The sequence below is a fragment of the Flavobacterium sp. UBA5153 genome, assembly GCA_002413745.1.
Lineage (GTDB): Bacteria > Bacteroidota > Bacteroidia > Flavobacteriales > Flavobacteriaceae > Flavobacterium.
Genome location: DHXP01000060.1, coordinates 8,240 through 34,342, shown reverse-complemented (window position 1 = coordinate 34,342; position 26,103 = coordinate 8,240). Strand labels below are relative to the sequence as shown.

19 protein-coding genes and 1 pseudogene are annotated in these 26,103 nt (G+C 35.9%); 7 read left to right on the top strand and 13 right to left on the bottom strand.

The genetic code is table 11. From position 1 onward, the window contains the following. Positions 1–915, top strand: a complete 915-nt coding sequence (locus B2145_RS11830) for a DUF2279 domain-containing protein (protein WP_291102476.1) — start codon at positions 1–3, stop codon at positions 913–915. Positions 916–1,012: 97 nt separating this feature from the next. Further along, the gene (locus tag B2145_RS11825; protein WP_291102474.1) at positions 1,013–1,648 is read left to right on the top strand and encodes a peptidoglycan-binding protein LysM; all 636 of its coding nucleotides are present in this window, start codon (positions 1,013–1,015) and stop codon (positions 1,646–1,648) included. 126 nt (positions 1,649–1,774) lie between these two features. On the opposite strand, the gene B2145_RS11820 is transcribed toward B2145_RS11825, so the two are convergent. The 4 genes from B2145_RS11820 to dnaA form a co-directional block, all read right to left on the bottom strand. Then, positions 1,775–2,311: a hypothetical protein gene (locus B2145_RS11820; protein WP_291102473.1), complete on the bottom strand. Its 537-nt coding sequence runs from the start codon at positions 2,309–2,311 to the stop codon at positions 1,775–1,777. Positions 2,312–2,751: 440 nt separating this feature from the next. Further along, complete coding sequence (locus B2145_RS11815) at positions 2,752–3,477, bottom strand: SAM-dependent methyltransferase (RefSeq protein ID WP_291102472.1); 726 nt, start codon at positions 3,475–3,477, stop codon at positions 2,752–2,754. Between the two features lie 80 nt (positions 3,478–3,557). Beyond that, complete coding sequence (locus tag B2145_RS11810) at positions 3,558–4,025, bottom strand: low molecular weight protein-tyrosine-phosphatase (protein WP_291102470.1); 468 nt, start codon at positions 4,023–4,025, stop codon at positions 3,558–3,560. Between the two features lie 7 nt (positions 4,026–4,032). Beyond that, entirely contained in the window at positions 4,033–5,460 is a 1,428-nt protein-coding gene (gene dnaA / locus B2145_RS11805) for a chromosomal replication initiator protein DnaA (protein WP_291102469.1), read from the bottom strand. A gap of 185 nt (positions 5,461–5,645) precedes the next feature. On the opposite strand from dnaA, the gene B2145_RS11800 reads away from it, so the two are divergent. Next, positions 5,646–6,050 (top strand): acyl-CoA thioesterase, encoded by a 405-nt coding sequence (locus B2145_RS11800; RefSeq protein WP_291102467.1) that lies wholly within the window; start codon positions 5,646–5,648, stop codon positions 6,048–6,050. Between the two features lie 49 nt (positions 6,051–6,099). Here the strand turns inward: B2145_RS11800 and B2145_RS11795 are convergent, their stop codons facing one another. From B2145_RS11795 to ribD, 3 genes are read right to left on the bottom strand one after another with little or no spacing between them, the layout of a single operon-like run. Further along, positions 6,100–6,711 carry an IMPACT family protein gene (locus B2145_RS11795; RefSeq protein WP_291102608.1) on the bottom strand — a complete coding sequence of 204 codons (612 nt, stop codon included), beginning with the start codon at positions 6,709–6,711 and terminating at the stop codon, positions 6,100–6,102. A 40-nt stretch (positions 6,712–6,751) separates the two neighbouring features. Further along, a complete protein-coding gene (locus B2145_RS11790) occupies positions 6,752–7,360 on the bottom strand; it encodes an HAD family hydrolase (RefSeq protein ID WP_291102465.1) in 609 nt (202 codons plus the stop codon). Further along, positions 7,353–8,414: a bifunctional diaminohydroxyphosphoribosylaminopyrimidine deaminase/5-amino-6-(5-phosphoribosylamino)uracil reductase RibD gene (gene ribD / locus B2145_RS11785; RefSeq protein WP_291102463.1), complete on the bottom strand. Its 1,062-nt coding sequence runs from the start codon at positions 8,412–8,414 to the stop codon at positions 7,353–7,355. The genes B2145_RS11790 and ribD overlap by 8 nt, the downstream gene beginning before the upstream one ends. Positions 8,415–8,519: 105 nt before the next feature. Here ribD and B2145_RS11780 point away from each other — a divergent pair, with 105 nt between their 5' ends. Continuing rightward, on the top strand, positions 8,520–9,035 hold the full coding sequence (locus B2145_RS11780; protein WP_291102461.1) for a GNAT family N-acetyltransferase: 516 nt from the start codon (positions 8,520–8,522) through the stop codon (positions 9,033–9,035). A gap of 245 nt (positions 9,036–9,280) precedes the next feature. After that, the gene (prmC, locus tag B2145_RS11775; protein WP_291102606.1) at positions 9,281–10,171 is read left to right on the top strand and encodes a peptide chain release factor N(5)-glutamine methyltransferase; all 891 of its coding nucleotides are present in this window, start codon (positions 9,281–9,283) and stop codon (positions 10,169–10,171) included. 107 nt (positions 10,172–10,278) lie between these two features. On the opposite strand, the gene B2145_RS11770 is transcribed toward prmC, so the two are convergent. After that, positions 10,279–10,638 carry a four helix bundle protein gene (locus B2145_RS11770; protein WP_291102458.1) on the bottom strand — a complete coding sequence of 120 codons (360 nt, stop codon included), beginning with the start codon at positions 10,636–10,638 and terminating at the stop codon, positions 10,279–10,281. Between the two features lie 88 nt (positions 10,639–10,726). After that, positions 10,727–11,968 (bottom strand): ABC transporter permease, encoded by a 1,242-nt coding sequence (locus B2145_RS11765; protein WP_291102455.1) that lies wholly within the window; start codon positions 11,966–11,968, stop codon positions 10,727–10,729. 230 nt (positions 11,969–12,198) lie between these two features. On the opposite strand from B2145_RS11765, the gene hisS reads away from it, so the two are divergent. After that, complete coding sequence (gene hisS, locus B2145_RS11760; protein ID WP_291102452.1) at positions 12,199–13,569, top strand: histidine--tRNA ligase; 1,371 nt, start codon at positions 12,199–12,201, stop codon at positions 13,567–13,569. An 81-nt stretch (positions 13,570–13,650) separates the two neighbouring features. Here the strand turns inward: hisS and B2145_RS11755 are convergent, their stop codons facing one another. The 4 genes from B2145_RS11755 to B2145_RS11740 all read right to left on the bottom strand — a co-directional run bounded on the left by B2145_RS11755 (position 13,651) and on the right by B2145_RS11740 (position 25,633). Next, complete coding sequence (locus B2145_RS11755) at positions 13,651–17,277, bottom strand: LamG-like jellyroll fold domain-containing protein (RefSeq protein WP_291102449.1); 3,627 nt, start codon at positions 17,275–17,277, stop codon at positions 13,651–13,653. Positions 17,278–17,316: 39 nt separating this feature from the next. Beyond that, positions 17,317–18,732: a choice-of-anchor D domain-containing protein gene (locus tag B2145_RS11750; protein WP_291102446.1), complete on the bottom strand. Its 1,416-nt coding sequence runs from the start codon at positions 18,730–18,732 to the stop codon at positions 17,317–17,319. A gap of 521 nt (positions 18,733–19,253) precedes the next feature. Continuing rightward, a complete protein-coding gene (locus B2145_RS11745; protein WP_291102441.1) occupies positions 19,254–24,203 on the bottom strand; it encodes a LamG-like jellyroll fold domain-containing protein in 4,950 nt (1,649 codons plus the stop codon). Positions 24,204–25,360: 1,157 nt separating this feature from the next. After that, a complete protein-coding gene (locus tag B2145_RS11740) occupies positions 25,361–25,633 on the bottom strand; it encodes a hypothetical protein (RefSeq protein WP_291102438.1) in 273 nt (90 codons plus the stop codon). 279 nt (positions 25,634–25,912) lie between these two features. On the opposite strand from B2145_RS11740, the pseudogene B2145_RS17770 reads away from it, so the two are divergent. Further along, positions 25,913–26,059, top strand: a pseudogene (locus B2145_RS17770) (IS982 family transposase); the annotation flags it as partial. Between the last annotated feature and the right edge of the window lie 44 nt (positions 26,060–26,103).

Genomic DNA, 26,103 nt, shown 5'->3' with positions numbered 1-26,103 from the left:
TTGAAATATAAAAAGCTAATCTATTTTTTATTTCTGGTAGTTTTCCATTCTGTTTTTGCTCAAAACCCAATTGATAATTTCTTAAAACCTTCGGATTCCTTAAATAAAAAAAGACAAAATACAGTAATCATTTCCGAAACTATATTGGTTTCGGGAACGTTGATAGGCTTAAACCAACTTTGGTATGCCGATTATCCCAGATCCAGTTTTCATTTTATAAATGACAATTCCGAATGGTTGCAAATGGATAAAGCGGGACATCTTTTTTCGTCCTATCATATCGGCAGAGCCGGAAGCGAAATGTTGCGATGGAGTGGAGCCAGTAAGCAAAAACAGTTAATTTATGGTGCTGGTTTAGGATTTGCATTTCTAACTGCCGTGGAAGTTTTGGATGGATTTTCTTCACAATGGGGAGCGTCAATGGGGGACGTGGTTGCCAATGCTTCAGGGACGGCTTTGTATGTTTCGCAGGAATTAATTTGGAACGAACAACGCATCACGCCTAAATTCTCTTTTCATACGACGCAATATGCAAGCTACAGACCGGATGTATTAGGAAATACAATAACCGAACAGATCCTAAAAGATTATAATGGACAAACCTATTGGTTATCTGTTAATTTATATTCTTTTTCAAAAGGTTCAAAAATTCCAAAATGGTTGAATCTCGCATTGGGTTATGGCGCCGAAGGAATGATTACCGGAAATAAGCAAAATGAGACTCTATTTTTGACTCCAAATACACAAAGATTCAGACAATTCTACTTAAGTTTTGATATCGATTTGACAAAAATTAAGACTAAATCCCATTTATTGAAAACCATATTTTCTGTTTTGAATACGGTAAAAATTCCAGCGCCAACGGTTGAATACTCGCCTCACAGCGGATTTCAATTTTACGCATTGTATTTTTAGTAAAGTTTAACTGCTTGATTTTCAGCGCTATTATTTTTATTGTATATTTGCACGTAGAAATTTCTTAACGGGACAGCGTTTTGAAGAAAAACAATTTATGATAAAGAAATGGTCTTTTTATTCAAGTTTGACTATTATTATAGCTTTTTTAAGCTCGGGTTTTAAACCCTCCAATTTAGATTCCAACCAATGGTTTCTTACCAATGAAACCGATGGAACAGACTACTTATTTCCATCTCAAAAACAAAATGATTATATAGATTTAAATGTTCCTTTTACGGGGAAGTTCTTTGTTGGTTACAAAGAAGCAATTGCCTTGATGGAATCTGAAGGGGAATACAAAAAAATCAATTCGCTGGGTTATATGGGTAAATACCAGTTTGGTATGGAGACACTGAAATCTGTTGGCGTTCACGATAGTACCTTGTTTTTGAATAGTCCTAAAATACAAGAAAAAGCATTTATTGCACTTTTGGCAAAAAATAAATGGGAGCTAAAAGAGGTGATCGAGAAATATGATGGCACCATAATGAACGGCATCAAGGTTACTGAATCTGGTATCTTGGCCGCTGCACATTTGGGGGGAGTAGGTTCAGTAAAAAGATATTTTAAAAGTAACGGAAAAAGATATTTCAGAGATGCTTATGGGACTTCAATAAGGAGTTATATGAAGTCATTTGGAGGTTTCGACACTTCGTTTATAGTTGCTGATATTAACGCAAATGTGCATTAGGAATTTATTTCTAATGGCATCAAATAAAAAGGCTGCCTAAAAAGTGATTTTAGACAGCCTTTTTAATTAAATTAGCTCGTTGGGTTGCAAATTATCATCAAAAACTAATTACACCCAAGGGTTCAATTAAAGTCCTTTCACTATTTCGCCATCCGGATGAACCACTAATTTACGAACTTCTTTGCCTTTTTTGATTTTAATATTATATTGTTTTTTAACAATATCACCTTCTTCTTGAGAGTAAAGGAATTTATCGTTTACGATCGTCCATTCCGGAAATGATTTATAAACAGAAAAAATCACTCTGCCGGGGAGTATTACATTTTTGTAATTTTCGACAACACGAATTAATTTTCCTTTTTCATCATAAGTTGCTGCCAGAGTTCCTTTTTTTACTTGCATGGTCAACAAATAGGTTTCGGATCCTTCGTAATCTTTTCCTAGGTCATAAGCAATAAATTTTTCCTCAATTCTTCTTACACTTTTGTCGGGGTTTTGGTCTGGTATATAAACAGAAAAATCTGCTCCGGCTTTCTTAATTACAATTTCGGGTAAATTGATCATTTCCATATTTCCCTCCTCTTTCTCTTTCTGGGTTTTCTTTTGAGAATAAGACGAAGAGACAAAACCTAAAAATAACAAAACAATAATAAATGATTTCATAGTATTTGATTTTTAAATTAATATTGAGTACGAGTAATTTCAATTAACAAATATATCCGGGGCCTACTGTTTTTTGCGTTTTATTTTTAATGTATTATATGTCAATGTGTTAAATGGCAAACTATTTGTACTGACGTTGAAAAATTTGATTTATCTTTCGTAAAGTTAGGTTATTTATTTAGCCTTTTCAGTTAAATTTTATCTAAATTATGTTAAAAACACTGGTTTTCTAAACTTTTTTTTAACAGGAATTGCCGGCCTGTTTTTGATAAAAAAACCGTTACAATAGATAACTCGAGCCTATTGGTTGATGGAGGTTTTAAAATGGGTCGCCAAATATATTGATAGGATTTTTTGGTAAAAAAAATAAAGTTAAGAAAGGTGTAGAATGGTTTTTGGACAACTATAAGTGGATGATTTTATCGATATATAATCAACTTTTACATTTTATGGATAATAAAAATAGTGGGACGGTTGTGTAAATCGACCTTTGTTTTTTTCCAATCAGAAGCCCTCATCGTTTTGATGTATTCTGTTGGCAATGTAATGTCCGTGGCAACACAAAGATAGGTGGCGGGGTTTAAAGCCTGTAAAATATCTTCCAGCATTTTGTTGTTTCTGAAAGGAGTTTCAATGAAAATTTGGGATTGGTTCTTGTCTTGGGATAATTTCTCCAAATTTTTTATGGCCGTTCTTTTTTCAGATTTTTCGATGGGAATATATCCGTTAAAGGCAAAACTTTGTCCGTTCATTCCAGAGGCCATAATAGCCAATAAAATAGAAGATGGGCCAACTAACGGCACCACTTGAATCCCTTTTTCGTGGGCTAATTTAACAATCACGGCGCCAGGATCGGCCACTCCGGGGCAACCTGCTTCGCTCATTAGTCCAATATTTTTTCCTTCTAGACAAGGTTTTATCATTTTGGCATATTCAGAAACTTCGGTGTATTTATTTAAGGCACTTAATCGCAGTGTGGCTTGAATCTTCTCAGGATGAATGCTTTTTATGAATTTTCGCGCCGTTTTTTCATTCTCCACAATATAATCATCAATGAAGTCAACAGCTCTTTTTACGGTTTGAGGCAAAACATCCATAGGATGATCGCCTTCTCCCAAAGTTGTTGGAATTAAATACAGTTTTCCCAGAAAAGAGGTTGGTTTCATTAGTGCTTTTTTTATTCTTAATAAGTCAAATGGGATACCTTTAAAAATTGATGTGATTTGAATGTTGAAAAACAAATAATTTAAGGGTGCTTTTCAATTAGTTTTTTGGCGATAATATCACAAGCTTCATCGAGCATTTTATAAACGGAAGCAAATCCGTTAGGCAAGCCAAAATAAGGGTCGGGAACATCCACATTTTCATTTGGAAATAGTTCATTCAAAATGAGTTGTACTTTTTCCGTTTGTTCCTGATTTTCGGCAAGCTGTCTAACATCATCATAATTAGAATTATCCATGACATAGATGTAATCAAAAGTTTCAAAATCACTTGCTGTGAATTGTCTTCCTTTTTGTTGCGAAATATCCAGTTTGTTTTTTTTTGCAGTGGCAATGGAGCGCACGTCAGGTGGATGGCCGATGTGCCAAGAGCCCGTTCCGGCAGAATCTACCGTAAACTTATCTTTTGGGAGTTTTGAGGCCAATATTCCTTCGGCTAGTGGTGACCGACAAATATTGCCTAAACAAACCATTAAAATCTTTATGGGCATAATGCGTTTACAGCGTTAATTTTTTATTGATGTCTTCAACAAATTTTTTGAATTGTTTGTCGGTAGCAACTAGGTTGTCAACGGTTTTACAAGCATGTAATACGGTAGCGTGATCACGGTCACCTATTTGGGAACCAATATTTGCCAAGGAAGCTTTGGTAAATTTCTTGGCAAAAAACATAGCCAATTGTCGTGCTTGCACTATATGTCTTTTTCTGGTTTTTGATTGAAGCGTTTCTAGGTCCAGTTGAAAATAATCGGAAACGATTTTTTGGATGTAATCGATGGAAATTTCTCGTTTCACATTTTTCACAAATTTTTCAACAACACTTTTGGCAAGCTCCAAGGTAACTTCTTTTTTATTGAAAGAAGATTGTGCAATCAAGGAAATGATGGCGCCTTCGAGTTCTCGGACATTCGATTTGATATTCCGGGCCACATATTCTATTATTTCTTCAGGAATCTCTACGCCATCGCGATACAATATGTTTTTCAGGATAGAAATTCTGGTTTCATAATCAGGTTGATGTAATTCTGCCGACAATCCCCATTTGAAACGCGACAATAACCTTTGTTCTATATCTTGCATATCAACCGGTGCCTTGTCTGATGTCAAGATTACCTGTTTGCCGTTTTGGTGTAAATAATTGAAAATATGGAAAAATACGTCTTGAGTTCCTGATTTTCCTGAAAGGAATTGGACATCGTCAATGATTAATACATCGATAAGTTGGTAAAAATGGATAAAATCATTTCGATTATTTTTCTTTACCGAATCGATATATTGTTGTGTGAAAATTTCTGCCGAAATATATAAAACGGTTTTTTCTGGATATTTGTCTTTAATTTCAACTCCAATTGCGTGAGCCAAATGTGTTTTACCCAGACCAACACCTCCAAAAATTAATAATGGATTAAACGAAGTGCCACCTGGCTTATTGGCCACGGCCATACCTGCCGAACGGGCTAATCTATTTGAGTCACCTTCCAGAAAATTGTCAAAGCTATAATTTGCATTAAGTTGTGACTCAATTTTTAAATTTCGAATCCCTGGAATTACAAATGGATTTCTTAATTCCGGATTAAGGTTTTTAAACGGGGCATCAACATCTTGTGGTTTCATGGGGACACGATTTGCACTTGGTAATTGTTCCATAAAGGGTTGTTTATTACCATAAGTGTTTTCCATTTTGATTTTATAGAGTAACTTTGCGTTTTTTCCGAGTTCTTTGGTTAGCGCCACTTTTAATAATTTCACATAATGTTCCTCTAGCCATTCGTAGAAAAATTTGCTGGGAACTTGAATATATAATGCGTTATCGGTAAGCTCAACTGATTTGATCGGTTCAAACCAAGTTTTGTAGGCTTGATCTTGAATGTTGTCTTTAATAAAAGACAAGCAGTTTTCCCATACTGATTGAGCAGTTTTGTTCATAAATTTGGTTAAATTATTTTATTCGGTAAATGTTATCTTATAAAAAACGATTGGATTTTCGTTGTTTTTTCGGGATAACAAATATGTGAATAAAATTGTCTAAAAAAAAATATTTTGCATTTAATTTTTATAAAATATTATTGTATGGAGCTTTTTATAATTTTAATTTTTCAATAAATAATTTAATGGAATATCATCAAATTCAAATCCGTGTACGTTATTCAGAAACGGACCAAATGCGAGTCGTTTATCACGGTAATTATGCCCAATATTTTGAAGTGGGAAGGGTTGAATGGCTTAGAAACAAAGGAATTTCTTATAAATGGATGGAAGAAAACGGAATTATGCTTCCCGTAGTTTCGTTATCCATTAACTACAAGAAACCGGCTCATTATGATGAGCTTCTAACCTTAAAAACTATTCTGAAAAACAAGACGTCAGTCAAGATAGAATTTGACTATGAACTCTATAGTGAAGAGGGTGAGTTATTAACAACGGGCAATTCCATTTTGGTATTTGTGGACATGAAAACGGGAAGGCCTGTTGCTCCGCCACAATATATTTTAGATGTTTTGGATAAAGTGGAATAATGACATTATTTTTTTGTCAAAAGGAAAATTAGGAGTGCTTTTTTTGATTTTATTCAAGTAGCTTTATTTCTATTTCAAACATCGAATTAAAGATGTCGAAAATCATTTCGGCATTTTTTTTTCGGGTAACAATTTCGATTTCGCAACTCATTTCCATTTTCTGGGCAATAATTTCCACATTTTTTTCCTTGATGGCGCGCATCACTTTATTGATGTTCTTATAATCGAATGAAACAAGATAATGAATGTCTATTGTTTTTTCGATTATTTCGGAGGCTTCGAGTGTTAATTGAGCGGCAGTTTTGTAAGCCGAAATCAATCCGCCAACGCCCAATTTTGTGCCGCCAAAAATTCTAACGACTACGATCAATACATTGGTAACGGCAAAAGACTGGATTTGGCCATAAATAGGCATTCCGGCACTGTTGCTTGGTTCGCCATCATCATTGGCCCTGTAAATTAGTCTATCAGTACCCATTTGATAGGCATAACAATAATGCCCTGCGTTGGGATGTTGTTTTCGCAAACTATCGATTATGGGTTTTACCTCTACTTCTGATTGAATGGGAAATGCATAGCCAAAGAATTTGCTGTTTTTTTCCTTAAAAAGAATTTCTGATGAAGGAAAAGAAATGGTTTTGTAAGTGTCTTTCAAATTTATTTTTAGATTTTATTAAAATTTGAAATTGCTATTGAAATTTTCATAGCTGTAAATCTTTTCTGGAAAATAAATCAATCATATCTTCCTCGCCAACCTGTAAATTCCATACCTGTAATCCGAGCGAAAGTGCCGCATCGGTATTTTCTTTTTTATCATCAACGAATAAAGTTCGTTTTTCTGACAAATCGTATTTTTTTATTAGATAATTAAAAATTTCGGCATCGGGTTTTCTCATTCCCATTTCAAATGAAAAATAGACTTTTTCGAAACATTGGTAAAAATCACTGTAAAATGAAATTCCATTTTCCTGTTCGAAAGTTTCTATATGAATGGAATCCGTATTACTCAATAAAAACAAGCGGTATTTTTTAGATAGTTTTTGTAAAAATTCCAATCGATACAAAGGAAAATCCAGAAGAATGGCATTCCAAGCGTTTAAAATTTCCTCGATGGAAGCATTCGGGACGTGTTTTTGAATGCCAAGCAGAAAATTTTCGCGTGAGATTTGTCCTTTTTCAAAATGTAAATTCAATTGGTGTAGGTCTTCGTTCCATTGTGATAATCCTAATTTTTTCAAGGAATTAATGGAGGCTTGTTTATCTAAATTGATAAAAATATCTCCAAAATCGAAAATGATGGTATTAATCATGGTTTCTGGATATTAAAAGCACATCGTTGCCAATAGAATGTTTTTCAATGTTTTTTAAAGCTATTATTGGTGCTTTGGTTCCTTTTTCGAGGCAGCTGTTTCCAATAAATATTCGTGCTTCATCCCAAAGGTTTTCGTCAATAAAGGTCTGCAAAGTTTGTCTGCCGCCTTCAATAATCACTGATTGAATTTGGTGTTTGTATAATCCTTTCAGGATTTGTCGTGCTGGATTTTGTTCAAAATCTATTCCTTCAAAGATAGTGTTTTCTTCATTAGTTGCAGTAATTGATTTGCAAATAATGATGGTTTTTCCTTGATTGTCAAATATATGACTGTCTTTTGGAATGCGGTTGTTCTGGTCTAAAACTATTCTGACGGGGTTGTTTCCCGTCCAATCTCTGACGTCTAATCTTGGATTATCGTCAATGACAGTGTTGGTTCCCACAAGAATAGCCTGTTCTTCGCTTCGCCATTTATGCACTAATTGACGCGAAAATTCATTAGTTATCCAAATGGGTTCTCTTTTCTTTATGTCATCCTCTGCTTGTTGAAGGATTGGCGCAATAAATCCATCTTGACTTTCGGCCCATTTCAAAATAATGTAAGGTCTTTTCTTTTCGTGGAAAGTAAAAAAGCGTTTGTTCAACTCTTTGCATTCGGCTTCAAGAATGCTAACAGTGACGTTTTTACCGGCTTCAATTAATTTATTGATGCCGTTTCCGGCCACTTTTATGTTGGGGTCAATAGTTCCAATAACCACATTTGGGATCTCATTTTCGATAATCAAATCGCAACATGGAGGTGTTTTTCCATAATGGCTGCAAGGTTCCAAACTTACATAAATGGTGGATTTCTTCAACAGTGATTTGTCTTTTACCGAATTGACTGCGTTGACTTCGGCATGTGGCCCACCCGATTTTTTATGCCAGCCTTCACCGATAATTTTGCCATCATAGACAATTACGCTGCCAACTAACGGATTGGGATACGTTGTTCCCAAACCATTTTTTGCCAATTCGATGCAACGGCGTATATATTTTTCATGTATTTTCACAATTACAAAAGTAGTAATTTTTGAGTTTAGGATTTAGTTTTGATTCTTTTGAAAATTGCACTAAACAATTTCTATTTTTGCATAATAAATTAGTATTTCAAAAAAATGGAAAATAGGGTCATTAGAAAAATTGAAAAGAAAGATAATCAATCGGTTGCGCAATTAATAAGGGCAGTTTTTGACGAATTGAATATTCCGAAAGTAGGTACAGCCTATGAAGATCCGTATTTGGATTTAATGTTTGAGGAATACAATAAACCAAAATCGGCTTATTTTGTGGTTGAAAAAGACGGCAAAATCATTGGAGGAGCAGGAGTGGCACCACTCGAAAACGAAGCCGAAACTATTTGTGAATTGCAAAAAATGTATTTTCTGCCCGAAACCCGTGGTTTGGGAATTGGAAGTCAAATGATGGAAACGTGTTTGCAAAGCGCGAGAGATTTTGGTTTCGAAAAATGTTATCTCGAAACGATGCCTTTCATGCATGATGCCCAGAAACTCTATAAAAAAGCGGGTTTCGAATATATTTGTTCGCCAATGGGAAGTACGGGTCACGTTTCTTGTCCGGTTTGGATGTTGAATGATTTAGCTCACCCAGCCCCCCCAAAGGGAGGGCTTTAAGAAAGGGAATAAAAAAAATCGGTTTTACTGGCTATTTTGTGAACATACTGTTTTTATGGTTTAAGAAAAAGAACGCCGATGAAACGGATTTACCAAGGGAAAGCGCTGAAAAAACACAGATTAAAAAAATCCTTTTAAATCTGTGTTTTCGCAAAGCGAATCGGTTTTATCTGTGTGCTAAAAAGAACATTTTAATGGTTTTATTTTCCACACAAAAACCAGTAGAATCAAAGAATCAAATAAGCATGAAAATAAAGGATTATAGAACTCATTTCATTCAAGAACTTTCGCCAATTTATGATTCTGCCGAAGCGGAGAGTTTTTTCTATTTGATTTTGGAAGAGAAACATCAATTGAAAAGGATTGATTTGGCTTTGGATCCCGATTTAACTTTTTCTATGGATGAAATTCAAAATTGGGATTCTATTGTAGAACAGTTAAAAAAAGAAATTCCCATACAATACTTATTGGGGAAAACCAGTTTTTATGGCTTGGATTTCGAGGTAAATGCTGATGTTTTGATTCCAAGACCGGAAACCGAAGAATTGGTGGAATGGATTATTGGAGATTGCTTCGTCCCGATGGCTATCGGGACTCGCAATGACAAGAAATTAAAGATTCTGGACATAGGAACAGGAAGCGGTTGCATCGCGATTGCATTGGCAAAAAACATTTCGAATGCACAAGTTTTTGCGATTGACATTTCTGAAAAGGCTTTGGCCACAGCCCAAAAAAATGCAGAAATCAACGGTGTGAATGTTACTTTTATTCAAAAAAATATTCTCGAAGTTGTCTCCCTGAGCGCAGTCGAAGGGTTAAATCATAAATTTGACATTATTGTCTCCAATCCGCCTTACGTTCGGGAGTTGGAAAAACAGGAAATCAAGAAAAATGTTTTGGACAATGAACCTCATTTGGCTCTTTTTGTCGAAGACAGTGATGCCCTTATTTTTTATAGAAAAATCGCCCAATTGGCACAGAAAAACCTATTTCAAAATGGGCAATTATTCTTCGAAATCAATCAATATTTAGGAAAAGAAACCGTTGATTTACTCGAAAAAATGAATTTCAAAAACATTGAACTTCGTAAAGATATTTACGGGAATGACAGGATGATGAAGGCAGAAGGCAGATAGCAGAAGGCAGATTTCAGTTATCAGAATGAGATAGTAGAAAACAGAATTCAGTTTTCAGATGACAGAATGTATGTAACAAATTTTTAGAAGGCTTAGGTTTAAAAAGTTTAAGTAAACTTATCGGGATTAGTCATCATATAATTCAATAATTTTCCAACTTCTAGACTTTTTGAGGTTAAACTATCAAAAGTTTCTTGATTTATATATTCACACGCAAGTGCATATTCCAGCCAAGATTGGGTTTCAGAGTTTTCGGCATCACTATCTGTAAGTTTGGAAATAAAATGATTAACATATCTTCTTTTTCTCGTAGCTTCGGCAATGTTTACTGAAACACTTCTTGAAGAACGCCTAATTTGATCAGTTAATGAATATTTTTCTTCGATTGGAAAAGTTTTTGAAATACGAAAAATAGACATTGCCAATTCAAATGATTTTTTATACGCTAATAAATCTTGAAATCTCATCTTTGTATTTGAAAAGTTAAGTTATTTTAGTTATTCTGCCTTCTGCCTTCTGCCTTCTGCCTTCTGCAATCTGAAACCTGCTACCTGACTACTCGTAACGAAGCGCTTCAATAGGATCAAGCAATGCCGCTTTTATGGCAGGATATAGACCAGAAACGATTGCAACGATAAAACTTGTGATGAAGGCAGCCATAATTGCCCCCCATGGAATTACAAACACAAAACTCATGGCTGATGCTATGGCAAAGCCGATTCCAATTCCAAAAATAATTCCCACAAAACCTCCTAATTGCCCAATAAGCAAAGTCTCTATAAAAAATTGAAAAGCAATAGTGGTTCTTTTGGCTCCCAATGCTTTTCGAACGCCAATTTCGCGCGTGCGTTCTGTAACCGAAACAATCATAATGTTCATCAAAGCAATAGAAGATCCAAGAACCGTGATGATGCCTATGAGCCAGGAAGCGAATCCAAGATATTTTGTAATACTGAGTATTCTGTTGATGAGGTCGTCGCTTCGGACCACGGCAAAATTATTGTCTTTTACGGGACTCAATTTCCGTATTCTACGCATGGTGCTATTGGCATTGTCAATGGCCTGATCCATCATTTCTTTTTGGGCGACCATAACGCTTATGGTATAATTTATTTTGGGTGCGGTAAACAAGGAGCGAGCCACTTGAATAGGGATTAAAATCCTTAAATCCTGGCTGTTGCCAAAGGTGGATCCCTTTTCTTTTAGAACACCAATAACCTTAAATTTAGCTCCCCGAATGGAGATTATTTTGTCGATTGGGTTTACATCTTTGAGTAGTCCTTTTTCAAAATCCGAGCCTACAATACAATTATAGGTATTGTTTTGAATGTCAAAAGGGGTAAAATTTCGTCCCGAACTTGTTTCCAAACCCGAGTTGGTGATAAATGGCTCATCGACACCTAGTATGGTAATTTCAGGGTCAGTTTTGGTGGCTTCATATTTTACTTCGGCTATAGAAGTTGCCGTAAAGGAAAGTGATGTTTCGGTAAGCGGATATTTATATTTGTTTTTGAATGCCACGGCTTCAGGATAGGAAATGATGGGATTTATGATTTCTCTTTCTTCGCCTCCGTGTCTTCGAATGGTGTTTCCATATTGATTGACGTTGAAAGTATTGGCTCCCATTGATGCAAATTTTGTTGAAATGGTGTTTTCCAAGGCTGAAACGACTGTCAGAATCCCGACCAATGCCGTAATTCCAATGGCGATAATCAACACGGTAAGGATAGTGCGCAACAATTGCGTCCTAATAGAACCCAGTGCAATTCGGACGTTTTCTCGGAATAATTTAAACATAGTGGCTATTTGACACGAAATTACAATTTTTGTTACAAGTTTGTTTTAGAAGAGTGGATATTTATTTTAAAAACAAGATATTTGCAAGAGGAAATTTGAGATTTAAGTCCCGATATCGGGATAGAATTTATATTTCCTGAACGAAATAAGATTTTGGATATACAAATCTAAAATCTGCACCCGAGCCAAAAGGGCGAACGGGCGAAGCAATCTAAAATCTGCAATTAATAATGGCTCAAAAACCAAGCATTCCAAAAGGAACAAGAGATTTTTCACCGGCTGAGGTGGCAAAACGTCAATATATTATATCGATTATCAAAAGTAATTTTGAGAAATTTGGTTTCCAACCTATAGAAACCCCTTCGTTCGAAAACTCCGAAACCTTGATGGGAAAATACGGCGAAGAAGGTGATCGTTTGATTTTTAAGATATTGAATTCGGGAGATTATTTGGCGAAAGCCGATGCTTCATTATTGCAAAATAAAGAAAGCAATAAGCTGACTTCAAGCATCTCCGAGAAAGCCTTGCGCTATGATCTTACCGTTCCTTTTGCCCGTTATGTAGTGCAACATCAAAGCGAAATTGAGTTTCCATTCAAGAGATACCAAATCCAACCCGTTTGGCGCGCCGACCGTCCGCAAAAAGGGCGTTTCAGAGAATTTTTCCAATGCGATGCCGATGTGGTGGGTTCGAAATCCTTGTGGCAAGAAGTGGAATTGGTTCAATTATACGATTCGGTTTTCAGTGAATTGGGATTGGAAGGCGTGACGATTAAAATCAATAACCGAAAAATCCTTTCGGGAATTGCCGAAGTTATTGGTGCCAAAGATAAATTGATCGATTTTACGGTTGCCTTGGACAAGCTCGACAAAATAGGCGAGGACGGAGTGAAAAAGGAAATGATTGAAAAAGGAATTTCGGAATCTGCCATTGAAAAAGTGCAGCCTTTATTCAATTTCACCGGGACAATTTCGGAGAAAATACGTCAACTTTCCGCATTATTGGCCGCTTCCGAAGAAGGAATGAAAGGCGTTGAAGAGTTGCGATTTATTTGTGACAACGTGGTAAACCTTGGCTTGAATAAAGCAATTTTAGATTTAGATGTAACTCTGGCTCGTGGATTAAATTATTATACAGGAGCTATTTTTGAAGTGGCTCCACCAAAAATGGTTGCAATGGGTTCTATCGGTGGTGGCGGACGATATGATGATTTGACCGGAATTTTTGGTCTTACAGCTATGAGTGGAGTGGGGATTTCCTTCGGGTTGGACAGGATTTATCTGGTTATCGAAGAATTGAATTTATTCCCTGAAACCGTGACTTCTACTTCAAAGGCGTTGTTCATCAATTATGGAGAAAAGGAAGCCTTTTATTCGATGAAAGCCATAACAAAACTGAGAAGTTTTGGAATAAAAGTGGAACTATATCCTGATAATGTTAAAGTGGGAAAACAGTTTCAACACGCCGATAAACGCGGGATTCCTTTTGCCGTTATCGTAGGGGAAACCGAAATGAACGAGGGGAAGTTTGCCTTGAAAAACTTGATTTCCGGAGAACAGGTTTTGATAGATTTTGAAGGTTTAAAAGCGGCGTTGCTTTAGTTTATTGACGGCATTCAACTGGTTTTCTTAAACAAAAAAGCTTCCCAATATCAGGAAGCTTTTTTGTGAAATGGGATTTTATTAATTAACGATAATTTTTTTGCTAATATCTCCTTTTGAAGTTTTTACTTTTGCAATATATACGCCGGAACTAATACTTTTGATTGGTATTTGAATATTTTGTTGTTCTTGATTTTCAATTTTCCAAGCTGCTATAGGTTGACCACTAATGTTAAATAAAATTACTTTTTGAACAGTTACATCCAATAGTTTATTGTTGATTATAAGTATGTTTCCGTTTTGAATATGGGTAATTTTAATATCATCGATTGAATTTTTCCCGGTTAATGTTTTATCTTTAAATCGAAGTGAAAAACGGGCATTATTCACTCCAATAGGCATGTCAACTTCAAATGCTTTATTTCGAATGTTATGGTAGGTATTGGCAATAGTGTCATAAATAAAAATGGCTTGTTTTGGGTCAAAGTTTTCCAGGTCATCAATCATAAATTTTACGGTTCCCGCAACATCCGTTTTCACGCCAATAGGGTAGGAGACATTTGCATCAAAAAATCCTTCGCCTTCAATTACCAATTGGTTTTCTCCATTCAATAAATACATATCATTGGGGAAATCATCCATATTCAGTCCATCATAACCATAATCCATGGCGCTGGTTGCTTTTTCATTCATAAATCCAAGCAATACTTGTCTATGGTACAAATTATTGGAATCGAAACCCAAACGTATTTTCATTATAGTGTCTTTTGCAATAGGGTCATTGTTGTTATTGGTTGTGATTTTTTGTGTTTTATTGCCGGCTGTAGTTTTATACATAATATTGGAAAAGACGGCATCATCTTCTTTATAAAAGCCCCTTTGACTATTTTTGAAAGTAACGGTTCCACCCGAACCAACTTTACCGTTCACAAAAAAACCTTGACCAACCGGTATATATCGGTTAGGAATACCTCTTGAAGGAGTTCCTGATTGGCTAATGAAATCAACTCCTGCTGCAGAAGGGGCTAATCCACCAGTTAAATTTCTTACAGCATATCCCCCTTGATAATCACGTAAAACATGGGTGTTGTTAGTAGCGTAATGTTCCCAAAAATATAAAGTGCCATCAGTAGAAGGACTTGTGAAAGTTTCTAAAGAACTTATATTATCAGTTATAAAAGCATCAGCATCTAATGAAGATGGATACGGATTACCGGTTAATAATAATTGATCATCGCCAACGGTATTTGTTGTTATTGTACCATTGTTTGGTTTTCCCGTAAAGGTATAGTTTTGGGTTCCTGAGGCAGCTCCACTTCCTTTTAATGTAAAACCTTGACCCACACGGATTGGAGTGGTTTCCAGTATTTGAACCCAATTGGCATAGGCATTGACATAATTATCAAATGTATAAAGCCAGTATCGGGCTAAACTTATGGGTGATGTAGCTGATCCATCATATCCTGCAACCCAATTTATGTTTTGTGGAGTTGACGTGGTTCCATCTTTTAACATGTCAGCAACGGTGTAATTGGTGTTATTGGCGGTGATGTTAATTGGACTTACAGGCGAACACCAATAGTTATAATTATATTTGTTTGATTGCCCTTGCTGGTCTCTTTCTATCGAACCGGCACTTGTAACGTCTAAATCACTTTCTGTTGTTTGAACCAATTGTGATTTTCCAACTAAGTCTATTTTTCCGTCTAGTTTTAGATACCAATCATTTTGTATTTTGGTATCATTATTCATCACGATGTTTTTTCCTGGATCCACCAGCATACCCAAATCAATGTTGTTTGAGGTTTCCGTGATGTCGTGTTGCACTTTTACAATAGACCAGTCCTGATCCATTATATCCATTCCCCTAATTTCTTTGGTAGGACTGTTTGCCGCCGTGGCAAAATCTCCAGTTCGTTCCGTTAAGAAAGGCATTGGTGCTTGTTGCACATAAATATTTTTATGGTTATAGATTTTGGTTCCAGTAAGATCAGTTGCTGGAGTTGTCAAGTCATCAATAATATCGTCTTTATAGACATCCATTCTGTAATAACGCAATAAATTAGCAAAAGACAATGATGCAGGCGATGTGGCAATGTTTTTAGGAACAATTGCACCTCTTATTTGTGAACCCGTATCTTGAATTTCCTGATAGACCATTCTCTGTAAATGCGAATCGCTTAAGGCCACGTTAAAAACGCGTACTTCATCAATTTTTCCTTTAAAGTATTTTGTATTTGTACTTGGATCTTTTCCTATGGTAAGAAGTGATGCATCGGCAGCAATAGCTCCGGTTTTAGCTTGTGTCATTACTAGGGCACCATTCAGGTATAATTTTAAATTGGTTCCATCATAAGTAGCTGCGACATTGTACCATTGAGAAACATTTAAAACCGTGTTATAAGTATATGCAGTTCCGTTTATAACCGCTTCCAGTTTCTTGGCACTCGTAATTCGTATTTGAAAATTATTTTGTCCCACAATAACTCCATCGGTTGAGAAAGCAGAATTCAAATCAATCCAAGCCATTAGTGAAGCACTTGATAGCCCACCGAGAAGTGCCGTGCTTTGACCATAATCGTTTCGACCGTCAAAGTCAAGGAATAATTTGGTATGTAAATCTCTTGGAGAACCGAAGTAAGCAGTATTCGTGTCAAAAGTATCTAGAATTCCGTCTTTATCAATATCTGTTGCGCCATCAATAATGCCATCATTATTGGCGTCTATAGTTTTATAGTCATAGATAAGTTTATTATTTGCAATATCAAAAGTGGAACCATTCGATGTTATGTCCAAATAATCAGGAATCCCATCACCATCGGTATCTTTTAGATAGGTGGTTGCAGGATTTGCATTTGCAGTTCCTTGGCTTAAATTTCCGTAAGCTCCATTATTGTAATCATAAATGTCCAATATTCCGTCACCATAAAGTTCATTAATACCATTGCCGTCTGTGTCTTTGCTTCTAAAAGTTTCTGATTCCGGTCCATCTCCTCTTCCGTCACCCGTGATATCGCCATCGCCATTAACATATCCGACTGCTGCATTGCTATTGCCGGTTCCAGATTCATCCACATCAAAAAGGCTGTCATTGTCGCTATCTAAATCTATATAATTAGGTTGGCCATCTCCGTCAGAATCTAAAGCTGGTAATGCTGCTGTGGCTTCGGCGTCATCGTGAAGTCCATTTCCATTTGCATCAACCCAAGTCACGTCTATTTTTCCTTTTCCATTGCTTAAGTTTCCCATACCAGCCTCAACTACATCTTCAATACCATCATTATCTGAATCCAAATCAAATACATCGGCAATACCATCTCCGTCTCTATCGCATAAGGTTTGAGTAATCACGATGTCGTCAATCGCCAAGTCATTCCCTAAACCACCAGTTTCATTGTTTATAAAAATCACCTTGAAAGCGTTCACATTTAAGTTCAAATTAGCCGTAAATTGATACCAGTCCCCAGCTAGATTTCCATTTGTAGTTGGTGCAATGGCTCCAGTATTTATTGTAGCCAATACGACGTCATTAATATCCCTGAATTCCACTTTAATATTGGGTCGTAACCTGGTGGCGATACCCGGGGCGTCAGTTCTGTCCAAATTAAGAACCCAAAAACTATAGGTAATTGGAATGTTGGGCAAGGCACCTGTTATCAAGGCGGTATAGAAAATCCCTGGGGAGTAGGAGGCGTTGAACATAGCCATTCTTCCATTTGCATCGCCAGTATGATCTACACCATTATATCAATAACTAGCTGCCCAAGTTGCAATTTGTGCGCTTGACCCAACGGTGTATTCCCCGTCATTTAAGCTGTAATCACTTAGCGTTGGGCAATCTGCGGTATTTGTGCCGGCAGTTCCATCTGCATAACAATAAGTGGTAGTTGCTGCATAAGTTGTGTTGATTGTTGTTCTAGTTCCTGCTCCAAAGGTTTCGTTCAAAAATTTATAATTTACTTTATATCCATTTGAATTATTGCAATTTGTTTCCTCGGAGGCATCCAAAATACCGTCGTTGTCATCATCAATATCGATATTGTCATAGATTCCATCCCCATCACTGTCAAAAAAAGTTTGTGTTCCCGTTCCTTGGAGAGCGAAATCATACGGGTTTTCGTCGCTGTCATTATTTACAACTGATATTGCAGCGGTTCTTGTTCCTGCAGCACTCGGATTAAAGGTTACCACAAAGGTTGTGCTTGATCCAGCAGCAACAGAGGCACTTGGTGCTGTTGTGACTGTAAAATCACTGGTATTGGTGCCGGAAAAAGAAATTGCACCTATAGTTAATGTAGTTCCACCTGTATTTTGTATTGTGAAAATCTTCGTTATTGGTGTAGACAGAATTTGTGTAGAACCAAAATCAGTCCAATCTGTTATAGTGGGAGTGATATCGCCATCTACAATAGTGGTCGCGTTTCCTTGGATGTTTATTTCTTGAGGCAAAACCCATGTAATTTTTACCTGACCATTTGCGCCAATCCCACCTGTTGGATTGGCACTAGTTCTTAGTGCACCACCGCCACCACCACCTGGTGAAATACCATCTGTTCCATTTCCATTAGTACCGGATCTGCCATTGCCGCCGTTACCTCCACCGGCTGGTGCTGTGGCTCCAGTTGCATTGGTTGCATTTGTTCCAATTGAGGATGTTCCTGCGGATGACCCGCCACCGCCACCATAGGACGACCCTGATGATCCATTGGCTCCATTTCCTCCTGAATAGGTAGTATCTCCAATGCATGATCCAGCTGCGCCTCCATTCGCTCCGGTTGATGAATCGTTTGCACCACTAGATCCACCTTTTGCCAAGATTGTAGTAATATTAATAAACCACGAGTCCCCACCGGCAGCGGTAGTAGTACTGCCTGTTCCAACGGTAACAGTATAGGCTGTACCTGGGACAACGGTTACTGCTGTTTTTTTTGCATAAGCACCACCGCCACCGCCGCCACTATAAACGAAAGTTCCCATGGTTCTTGTTCCTCCTTTTCCCCCGCCTCCCCAAACTTCAACTGTTACACTAGTAACGCCGGCAGGAACGGTAAATGTGCCATTTGAGGTAAAAGTTTGTGTTTGAGCAATACCCACAAAGGCAATAAATAGCAACCCTAAAGTAAGGGAAGTCTTTTTTTTTAGTATAAGTAATTTTTTAACCATGGCGAAATATTTTAATAGTAACTTAAAATTTCCGAATCAGTTTTAAATGCTTCTGGTTTATATTATGAGTATAAATTTTTTTCATAAATTTTATACTTTAAAATCGAACAATTGAGATTTCAACTAAATTGTATATCGAATAACCATGCAGTTTTTTAAGAAAAATAATGTTTATTGTAGTGGTATTATTTTTAATGAAAAAATAATCAACCCGTTATCATTTTATGGTATAATTCTTTTTTTAAATTTACACAATAAAAAATAACTAGATTAACTCTTGCAAAGCCAAATAGGTTTCTTTAAATAATTATGGTTTTGTAGTATTATCTATTTCAAAGTTAGGTATTTATAAAACTATTTCATTAAATAGAATCTTTTTTTCGATGAAAGGATTTCATCTACCGATAAACTACATGTTTAAAAAAAATTAAATTTTTTTAATGGTTTTTCTTTTTTGGTTCATTTATTTACAAAAAAAAACTGTCTGAAAAGACAGTTTTTTAAGTTCATTATTTCTTTATCTAAGGAATGATAATTTTTTTGCTAATTTCTCCTTTTGAGGTTTTAAGTTTAGCAATATATATTCCTGAACTTATTTTTTTAATAGGAATTTGAATATTTTGTTGTTCTTGATTTTCAATATTCCAGGTGGCGATAGATTGACCTTCAATGTTAAATAAAATTACTTTTTGAACAGTTACATCCAATAGTTTATTGTTGATTATAAGTATGTTTCCATTTTGAATATGTATGATTTTAATATCATCGATTGAATTTTTCCCGATTAATGTTTTATCCTTAAATCGAAGTGAAAAACGGGCATTATTCACTCCAATAGGCATGTCAACTTCAAATGATTTATTTCGAATGTTATGGTAGGTATTGGCAATACTGTCATAAATGAAAATGGCTTGTTTTGGGTCAAAGTTTTCCAGGTCATCAACCATAAATTTTACGGTTCCCGCAACATCCGTTTTTACGCCAATAGGGTAGGAGGTATTTGCATCAAAAAAGCCTTCGCCTTCAATTACCAATTGGTTTTCTCCATTCAATAAATACATATCGTTAGGGAAATCATCCATATTCAGTCCATCATAACCATAATCCATGGCACTGGTTGCTTTTTCATTCATAAATCCAAGCAATACTTGTCTATGGTACAAATTATTGGACTCGAAACCCAAGCGTATTTTCATTATAGTGTCTTTTGCTATAGGGTCACTGTAGTTAAAGTTCTTGATTTTTTGTGTTTTATTGCCGGCTGTAGTTTTATACATAATATTGGAGCCACCAACCCCAATTCCAATCTCAGGTTCATCTTCTTTGTGAAAACTCCTTTGACTATTTTTGAAAGTAACAGTTCCGCCTGCCCCAGTTTTTCCATTTACAAAAAAACCTTGTCCCACAGGAATATATTGGTTTGGAGCTCCTTTTGTGCTGAGACCTAAACCGCTTATAAAATCTACTCCCGAAGAAGTTGGTGCTACTCCCCCAGTTAAATTTCTTTCGGCATAACCACCTTGATAGTCCCGTAGAATATGGGTGTCGTTTGTTGTATACTGTTCCCAGAAATACAAAGTACCATCCATAGAAGTTAAATTATCATTTATAAATGCATTGGCATCCATTGCAGAAGGATATGGATTTCCGGTTAAAAGCAACTGATCAGCGCTAACACTATTTGAAGCAATTGTTCCATTATTTGGTTTCCCTACAAAGGTATAGTTTTGAGTTCCTGATAACGCCCCACTTCCTTTTAGTGTAAACCCTTGTCCAACCCGGAGTGCACCTGTTTCACCTATTTGTGACCAGTTAGCATAAGCATTTGCAGAATTATCAAATTTATAGATCCAGTATCGCGCTAAGCTAATAGGGGAGCTAGGCGATCCATCATAACCACTAACCCAGTTTATGTTTTGCGGTGTTGATGTAGTTCCGTCTTTCATTATACCGGCAACAGTGTAATCAATGTTGTTAGCAGTTCCATTTATAGGACTAACTGGAGAACTCCAATAATTATAATTGTATTTGTTGGATTGTCCTTGTTGGTCTCTTTCTATTGATCCGGTACTTGAAACATCTAAATCGCTCTCAATAGTTTGTAATAATTGTGATTTGCCCACTAAATCAATTTTACCGTCTAATTTTAGATAACTGGAAATTTCAATTTTTGAATCATTTATAGCATTTAATGTGTTGCTATTTACTAACAATCCCAAAACAATCTTGTTGAAATTAGAAGTAATATTGTGAGTTGTTTTTACAATATTCCAATCTATTTTTGTTGTTCCATCTACACCAATACTATTAGGCACATCCCAAACAGGATAATTAGTCCAACTGTTATCTTGTTCCCAATCGCCATCAACTCTGGAGGTATAAGGCAAAGGAGCTGTATCCGGTTCTTGAACATAAATACCTTTCAATTTACCATTTTTGGAGTTGCCAGATTTGTCTATTAAATAGCCATTGCTGATGTCGCTTGTTCGATTCATTTGATAATAACCAGACAAATTAGTCCAACTTAATCCACTGATGTTTTTGGGTACAATTACTCCTTTTACATTGCCACTGCCATCATTTGTGATTTCCTGATTCATCATTTGACGAACTTGATCAACTGTCAAAGAAGTATTCCAAATTCGTAATTCATCAGCATAACCATTATAATAATTATAGGGAGTTGTATTGTTTTGAGCCATAGCACCCAAAATACAATCAACACTGTTCAATGCTGGGTTTACACCTGTAGCAGTCTTCTCTAATATTCCGTCAATGTATAATTTATAGTTGGTTCCGTCGAAAGTAACTGCAATATGATACCATCTGTTGGTATCAATTGCATGAGTGGCGATGATGGAATTATTGTTCCAATTGAATGAAATGAAATTGTTTACCAACCTTAAATCATAGCCATCAGTTGAACTAGGACTACTGTGTTTTGAAAGTATAGTTTGTGTATTTCCATTATTAGCATTCGATTTTATCCAAGTTTCGATACTGAAATTACCACTGTTTAAATTATGGTTATTTTGAAAGTTGATGTTGTCATCAATTCCATCAAAATTGACCACATTACACAGTATAAAAGTTACTACTACATCGTCCGTAGTGGAGCAACTTGTAGTCCATCTTAAAGTATATGTACCAAGATTAGGGCTGTAAAAAGTTGAAGTTGGACTTGTTGTATCAGAAAAAATTTCTCTACCATCGGTAGGACCGCTTACGATAGACCAAACTCCTGTTTTAGCTGTTGATGCTCCTAAAGTAACATATTCTCCTCCACATGAGGCTATTTGATCTGAGCCTGCCATACTTGTCAAGCATGAACTAGCATCTATGGCCACTTTAATTGAACCGGTAATTGGTAAATTACAAGTGCCACCATCGTAACCTTGAAAAAAATACTTTGTAAATGCTGATCCTGACGTGGCTCCCGTACCTGTTATCGTACCTGTTTCCAAAGATACTTCGGGGCTGCAACCAGCACTTAATATTATGGCACAATCTGTCGTTACCTTTAGGGTAAAGCCTAAAGTGGCATATACATATTCTGGATGGTTAGCTGTTATTGGTAAAGTGCCTAAATTCCAAGTAATTGTATTTGATACTGAATTATAAACTGGAGGACTAACTTGTGTAGCGCCATTTTGGAGATTTGAGGTTAGTGTTCCTGTTTGAAAAATGGCAGTTGCTGGAACAGGTATGGTAACTATGGTGTTATTAGTAGCTTCGGTACCTTCGTTAGTAATATTGAGTGAGTAATTAATAGATTGCCCAGGTAATGCGTTTACCGTTAGGGGGTAGGTGACAGAATTACCATTTATTGAATTTACAGTTGTCAATCCCGCGGGTTCAGGAATATAGGCATCTACTGACATTGCAAAACCAAATATGGTAAATACGTCAGAAGAGGAGCCAAATCTAAAAGTTGTAGATGTTTGATTGTTTCCTATGACCAAATTACCAGTATTAGGAATTGTAAACATACTAAAATCAACCCCTGTATTGTTTACTAAATTAGGACTGCTTGTACCCGCGGCTGGGACTGGGTAAATGGAAGAACTGAAGAAGTTATCGGTTGCATTATTACTTGGATTAGTTAACGTTAAATAGTTAGTAGTGTTATAAGTTGTTGGATCATTATTTAATTTTTGTACCGCTAAATAATCTCCTAGTAATGCTACATCTCCTTCAGCTGCCATTACGCCCAGTTTCATGTTTACTTGTCCTGAACCAACTGTCGTGAATCCTGAAATGGGAATATTTCCATATTCGCCCTGAGCAGTATAAGGAGAAGCAGCAGCAAGTTGTCCGTTTACATAAGCATAACCATCAAAAAGAGTTACGGCACGGCTTTTCATTACAGGATTTGAATAAATAACAACCATTCCCCAACCTCCCGATAAACCTGGATTGGAATTCGTTCCTTCTTTCAAAGCTAAATCGGCAACCGTGTAAGCTCCCGGACCATGCGTTTTTACATAATCGGTAATCTCTTGATAGCCAACAAAAATTCCACTTTGGGAAGCTCCGGAAAAACGGATATCAGAACTGGCGCCGTTAGGTTTTGCCGTGATGGAGGTATAAGTCGTAGCTCCGGGACCTTTTAACGATACTATTTTTTTGTCGTAATTTTTTGTTAGGATTCCAAATACCTGAACATTTGCTACAGAATTCGAAGGATCCTGATATTGAACTTCAGTTAATGTTTTTGACGTGTTTCTTGTTAAGCTGTTGATTTTTAAAATTGTTCCGTCAGTAGTTGTTGCATAAGGAGTGTCAAATGTAGCTGTTGAGTTGGTTCCAGAGGTGCTATAACTGCATGGTATATTATTTGCAGCACCTCCATTTATAGAAAGAGAAACCTTATTAGCTCCATTTACGTTGGTGTAACTAAAAGCATATTTTAATGTTGGATTTGAAGAATTTGTAAAAGTATAAATAGGAAAATAATTACCGGAACTTCCTCCTAGAGTTACGGTTAATTTATAATTGGTGTTTGTAATATTGGTAGTGGTATTATGGGTAACATTTTTTGAGGCTTCCATCGGCGATTCTTTCGTAGCAGTAAAGCTATCAGCGTCGTCTGATTTTCCAGTCCAGTATAACCCTGCAAAAAGAATAGTGGAGCAATTTTGGGTGGCACCATTTTCACCTCCATTGGAGAGTTCAAGAGTGGCCGTGGAGGAATTCAAAGTAGTGGGGTCGCCATCAATATCGACATATTTCATTGCACTATTTTCATTATCAGTTGTTGCACCATAAGTAGAAAGAGTCAAGTTGGTATTGCCCAACATTGTAAAATCGCCCTTGACGTTATATATTTTTTGGGCAGGAGTGGCCGCCGAGGTCCTTTGTAAAAAAGGAACCTGAGGGGAAGTAGGTGCTTGTTGTGCTTCTATTTGTATAGAAAAAATAAAAACCAACAGTAAAATCAGTCTGATATTTAGTGGGGTAGTTTTTTTCATGTTTTTCTTCGGTTTAATAGCAATCGAGAATAGTTGAGTTGTATTCAGAAAATTCTAGATTGGATGTTTTATAATTAATAGAATAATTGTCCTAATTTAGATTGCTAACAAATTGATTTTCAATAATCAGATAATTTACTAATCAAATATAATCTAATAATCAGTTTTAAACGATTAAAAGCTTTTTTTATCGATAAAATACACAAATTTAGTATTCTTTATAAGAAAATACCATAGTCTTTTATTTGTAGGAGGAAGGATTGCCCGAAAGGGCTAAATGCATAATAAAAAAGAAGTTTTTAACTTGAAATAGAGAGTTTTAAATGCACTTCTGTTTGTGATTTTTGTTTGTATAGTTGTAATAGCCCTTATTTGCCATTTATATGTTTATCGTTGTTGTTTTTGTCAACAGATTCAATAATTGGAAAGTAATACCATTGGTTAGTATATTTTAGTCCAATCGTTCTAGTATAATGCCGCTGTATATTTCATTTAGTTCAATTTTTATTGGACTAATTTGAAATAACTAGCGGTATAATAAATAGGGCTTTCGCCAAAAGTTCAAAATAATCATTTTGTGGTGACATTTAAAATTTTGGCTAGAGCCTAACCGGATTATATTCAAAAAAAAGTCCTAAGCATTTTTTTGATTAGGACTTTGGTGTCGGACGGGTATTTTAAACGCTGTACTTCAGGGTCATAAATTAATTTTTTTATCAATTTTAACCCGTTTTTATCTTATAAAGGCATGTTTATTAAAAAAGGGCATGGTTTGGTGTACAATTTTTGAAATCGTTTTCAGATTCAAATTGCTGCTTTTTTTAATTTATTCACTAAGCTATTTTTAGTATTATACACCAAGTCAAAAGTTGGTTTTTAGCTTAATTTATTTGAAGTAATTTTAGTTGTATTGAGTTGTGATTTGTTGGTATTTAAAGTAAAAGGTATTGTTAATTCTGTTTTGTGATTTTACGGTTGCACGCTTATGAAAAATCAAAAATGAAAAGCCTAAATATTTATGGGATTAAATATAAATTAACACTACTAACCGGTAAAAGTATAAAAATAAGGTAGCCTGGATGGACTACCCGTAAAAAGAGGTGTTTTTATTTTGTGGAATAAATGACACAATAGGGGGCAGAGACATTTCAAAAAATTTAGTCAGTCAGCCCATAATATTTATATAACCAATCTAAACCCTCATTGGCCACTTCCGCATCTTGTTCTCCACTACCTCCTGAAAAAACGGCAAGGATATACCCTGAATTTACTTTTTTAACCACTCCGCCTTGGTATCCGAATTCCCCCAACATGGGTTTCCTTGGGCTGCTACCGCTATCTTTATAAGTATCGGCCATTTCTGCGGCTTTGGAGTTTGCTATGGCAAGAAAGTTTGCCGTGCCATCGGTTAAAGCACCAACTACTTTCATTTTTGAAATCCATGACTTTGTAGCATTACCCGGAATAAAAGCAACAACAGCCACTCCTTTAATTGATTTCCTTTGAGCTGCCTGTTATTAAATCTAAACATTTGTCTGCATGCTCGATAAATATTTTCTCTCCAATTTTTATTTCTTCTTTCATTGTTTTAATTTCATTAGTGATAAGCTGAACCCGATTAATAATATTTGATAAAAAATTCACAAAAAAGACAAAAGTAGTTACATTTAAAGTGTTGAATTTCAAGAAATTAACTAAACTTTTGTCTTATGCTTTGCATTGATAAAAATAAGGATATTTTTTGTATTACTGATGAATTTCATACAAATTTTGATAAAACTATCCACCCTTTTCTTTTGGGTAAACCATCGAAACGACTTCCAACAATGTCGAAATCCGAAGTAATTACCATTTATACCGCTAGTTATTTCAAATTAGTTCAATTTTTATTGGACTAATT

Coding starts and splice junctions, on each gene's coding strand:
- B2145_RS11755 (WP_291102449.1), bottom strand. CDS start 17,277: ATGGCTATGTTCAACGCCTCCTACTCCCCAGGGATTTTCTATACCGCC.
- prmC (WP_291102606.1), top strand. CDS start 9,281: ATGAAAATAAAGGATTATAGAACTCATTTCATTCAAGAACTTTCGCCA.
- B2145_RS11765 (WP_291102455.1), bottom strand. CDS start 11,968: ATGTTTAAATTATTCCGAGAAAACGTCCGAATTGCACTGGGTTCTATT.
- B2145_RS11790 (WP_291102465.1), bottom strand. CDS start 7,360: ATGATTAATACCATCATTTTCGATTTTGGAGATATTTTTATCAATTTA.
- B2145_RS11770 (WP_291102458.1), bottom strand. CDS start 10,638: ATGAGATTTCAAGATTTATTAGCGTATAAAAAATCATTTGAATTGGCA.
- B2145_RS11740 (WP_291102438.1), bottom strand. CDS start 25,633: ATGAAAGTAGTTGGTGCTTTAACCGATGGCACGGCAAACTTTCTTGCC.
- dnaA (WP_291102469.1), bottom strand. CDS start 5,460: ATGAACAAAACTGCTCAATCAGTATGGGAAAACTGCTTGTCTTTTATT.
- B2145_RS11815 (WP_291102472.1), bottom strand. CDS start 3,477: ATGAAACCAACCTCTTTTCTGGGAAAACTGTATTTAATTCCAACAACT.
- hisS (WP_291102452.1), top strand. CDS start 12,199: ATGGCTCAAAAACCAAGCATTCCAAAAGGAACAAGAGATTTTTCACCG.
- B2145_RS11810 (WP_291102470.1), bottom strand. CDS start 4,025: ATGCCCATAAAGATTTTAATGGTTTGTTTAGGCAATATTTGTCGGTCA.
- B2145_RS11750 (WP_291102446.1), bottom strand. CDS start 18,732: ATGGTTAAAAAATTACTTATACTAAAAAAAAAGACTTCCCTTACTTTA.
- B2145_RS11780 (WP_291102461.1), top strand. CDS start 8,520: ATGGAAAATAGGGTCATTAGAAAAATTGAAAAGAAAGATAATCAATCG.
- B2145_RS11800 (WP_291102467.1), top strand. CDS start 5,646: ATGGAATATCATCAAATTCAAATCCGTGTACGTTATTCAGAAACGGAC.
- B2145_RS11825 (WP_291102474.1), top strand. CDS start 1,013: ATGATAAAGAAATGGTCTTTTTATTCAAGTTTGACTATTATTATAGCT.
- B2145_RS11820 (WP_291102473.1), bottom strand. CDS start 2,311: ATGAAATCATTTATTATTGTTTTGTTATTTTTAGGTTTTGTCTCTTCG.
- B2145_RS11745 (WP_291102441.1), bottom strand. CDS start 24,203: ATGAAAAAAACTACCCCACTAAATATCAGACTGATTTTACTGTTGGTT.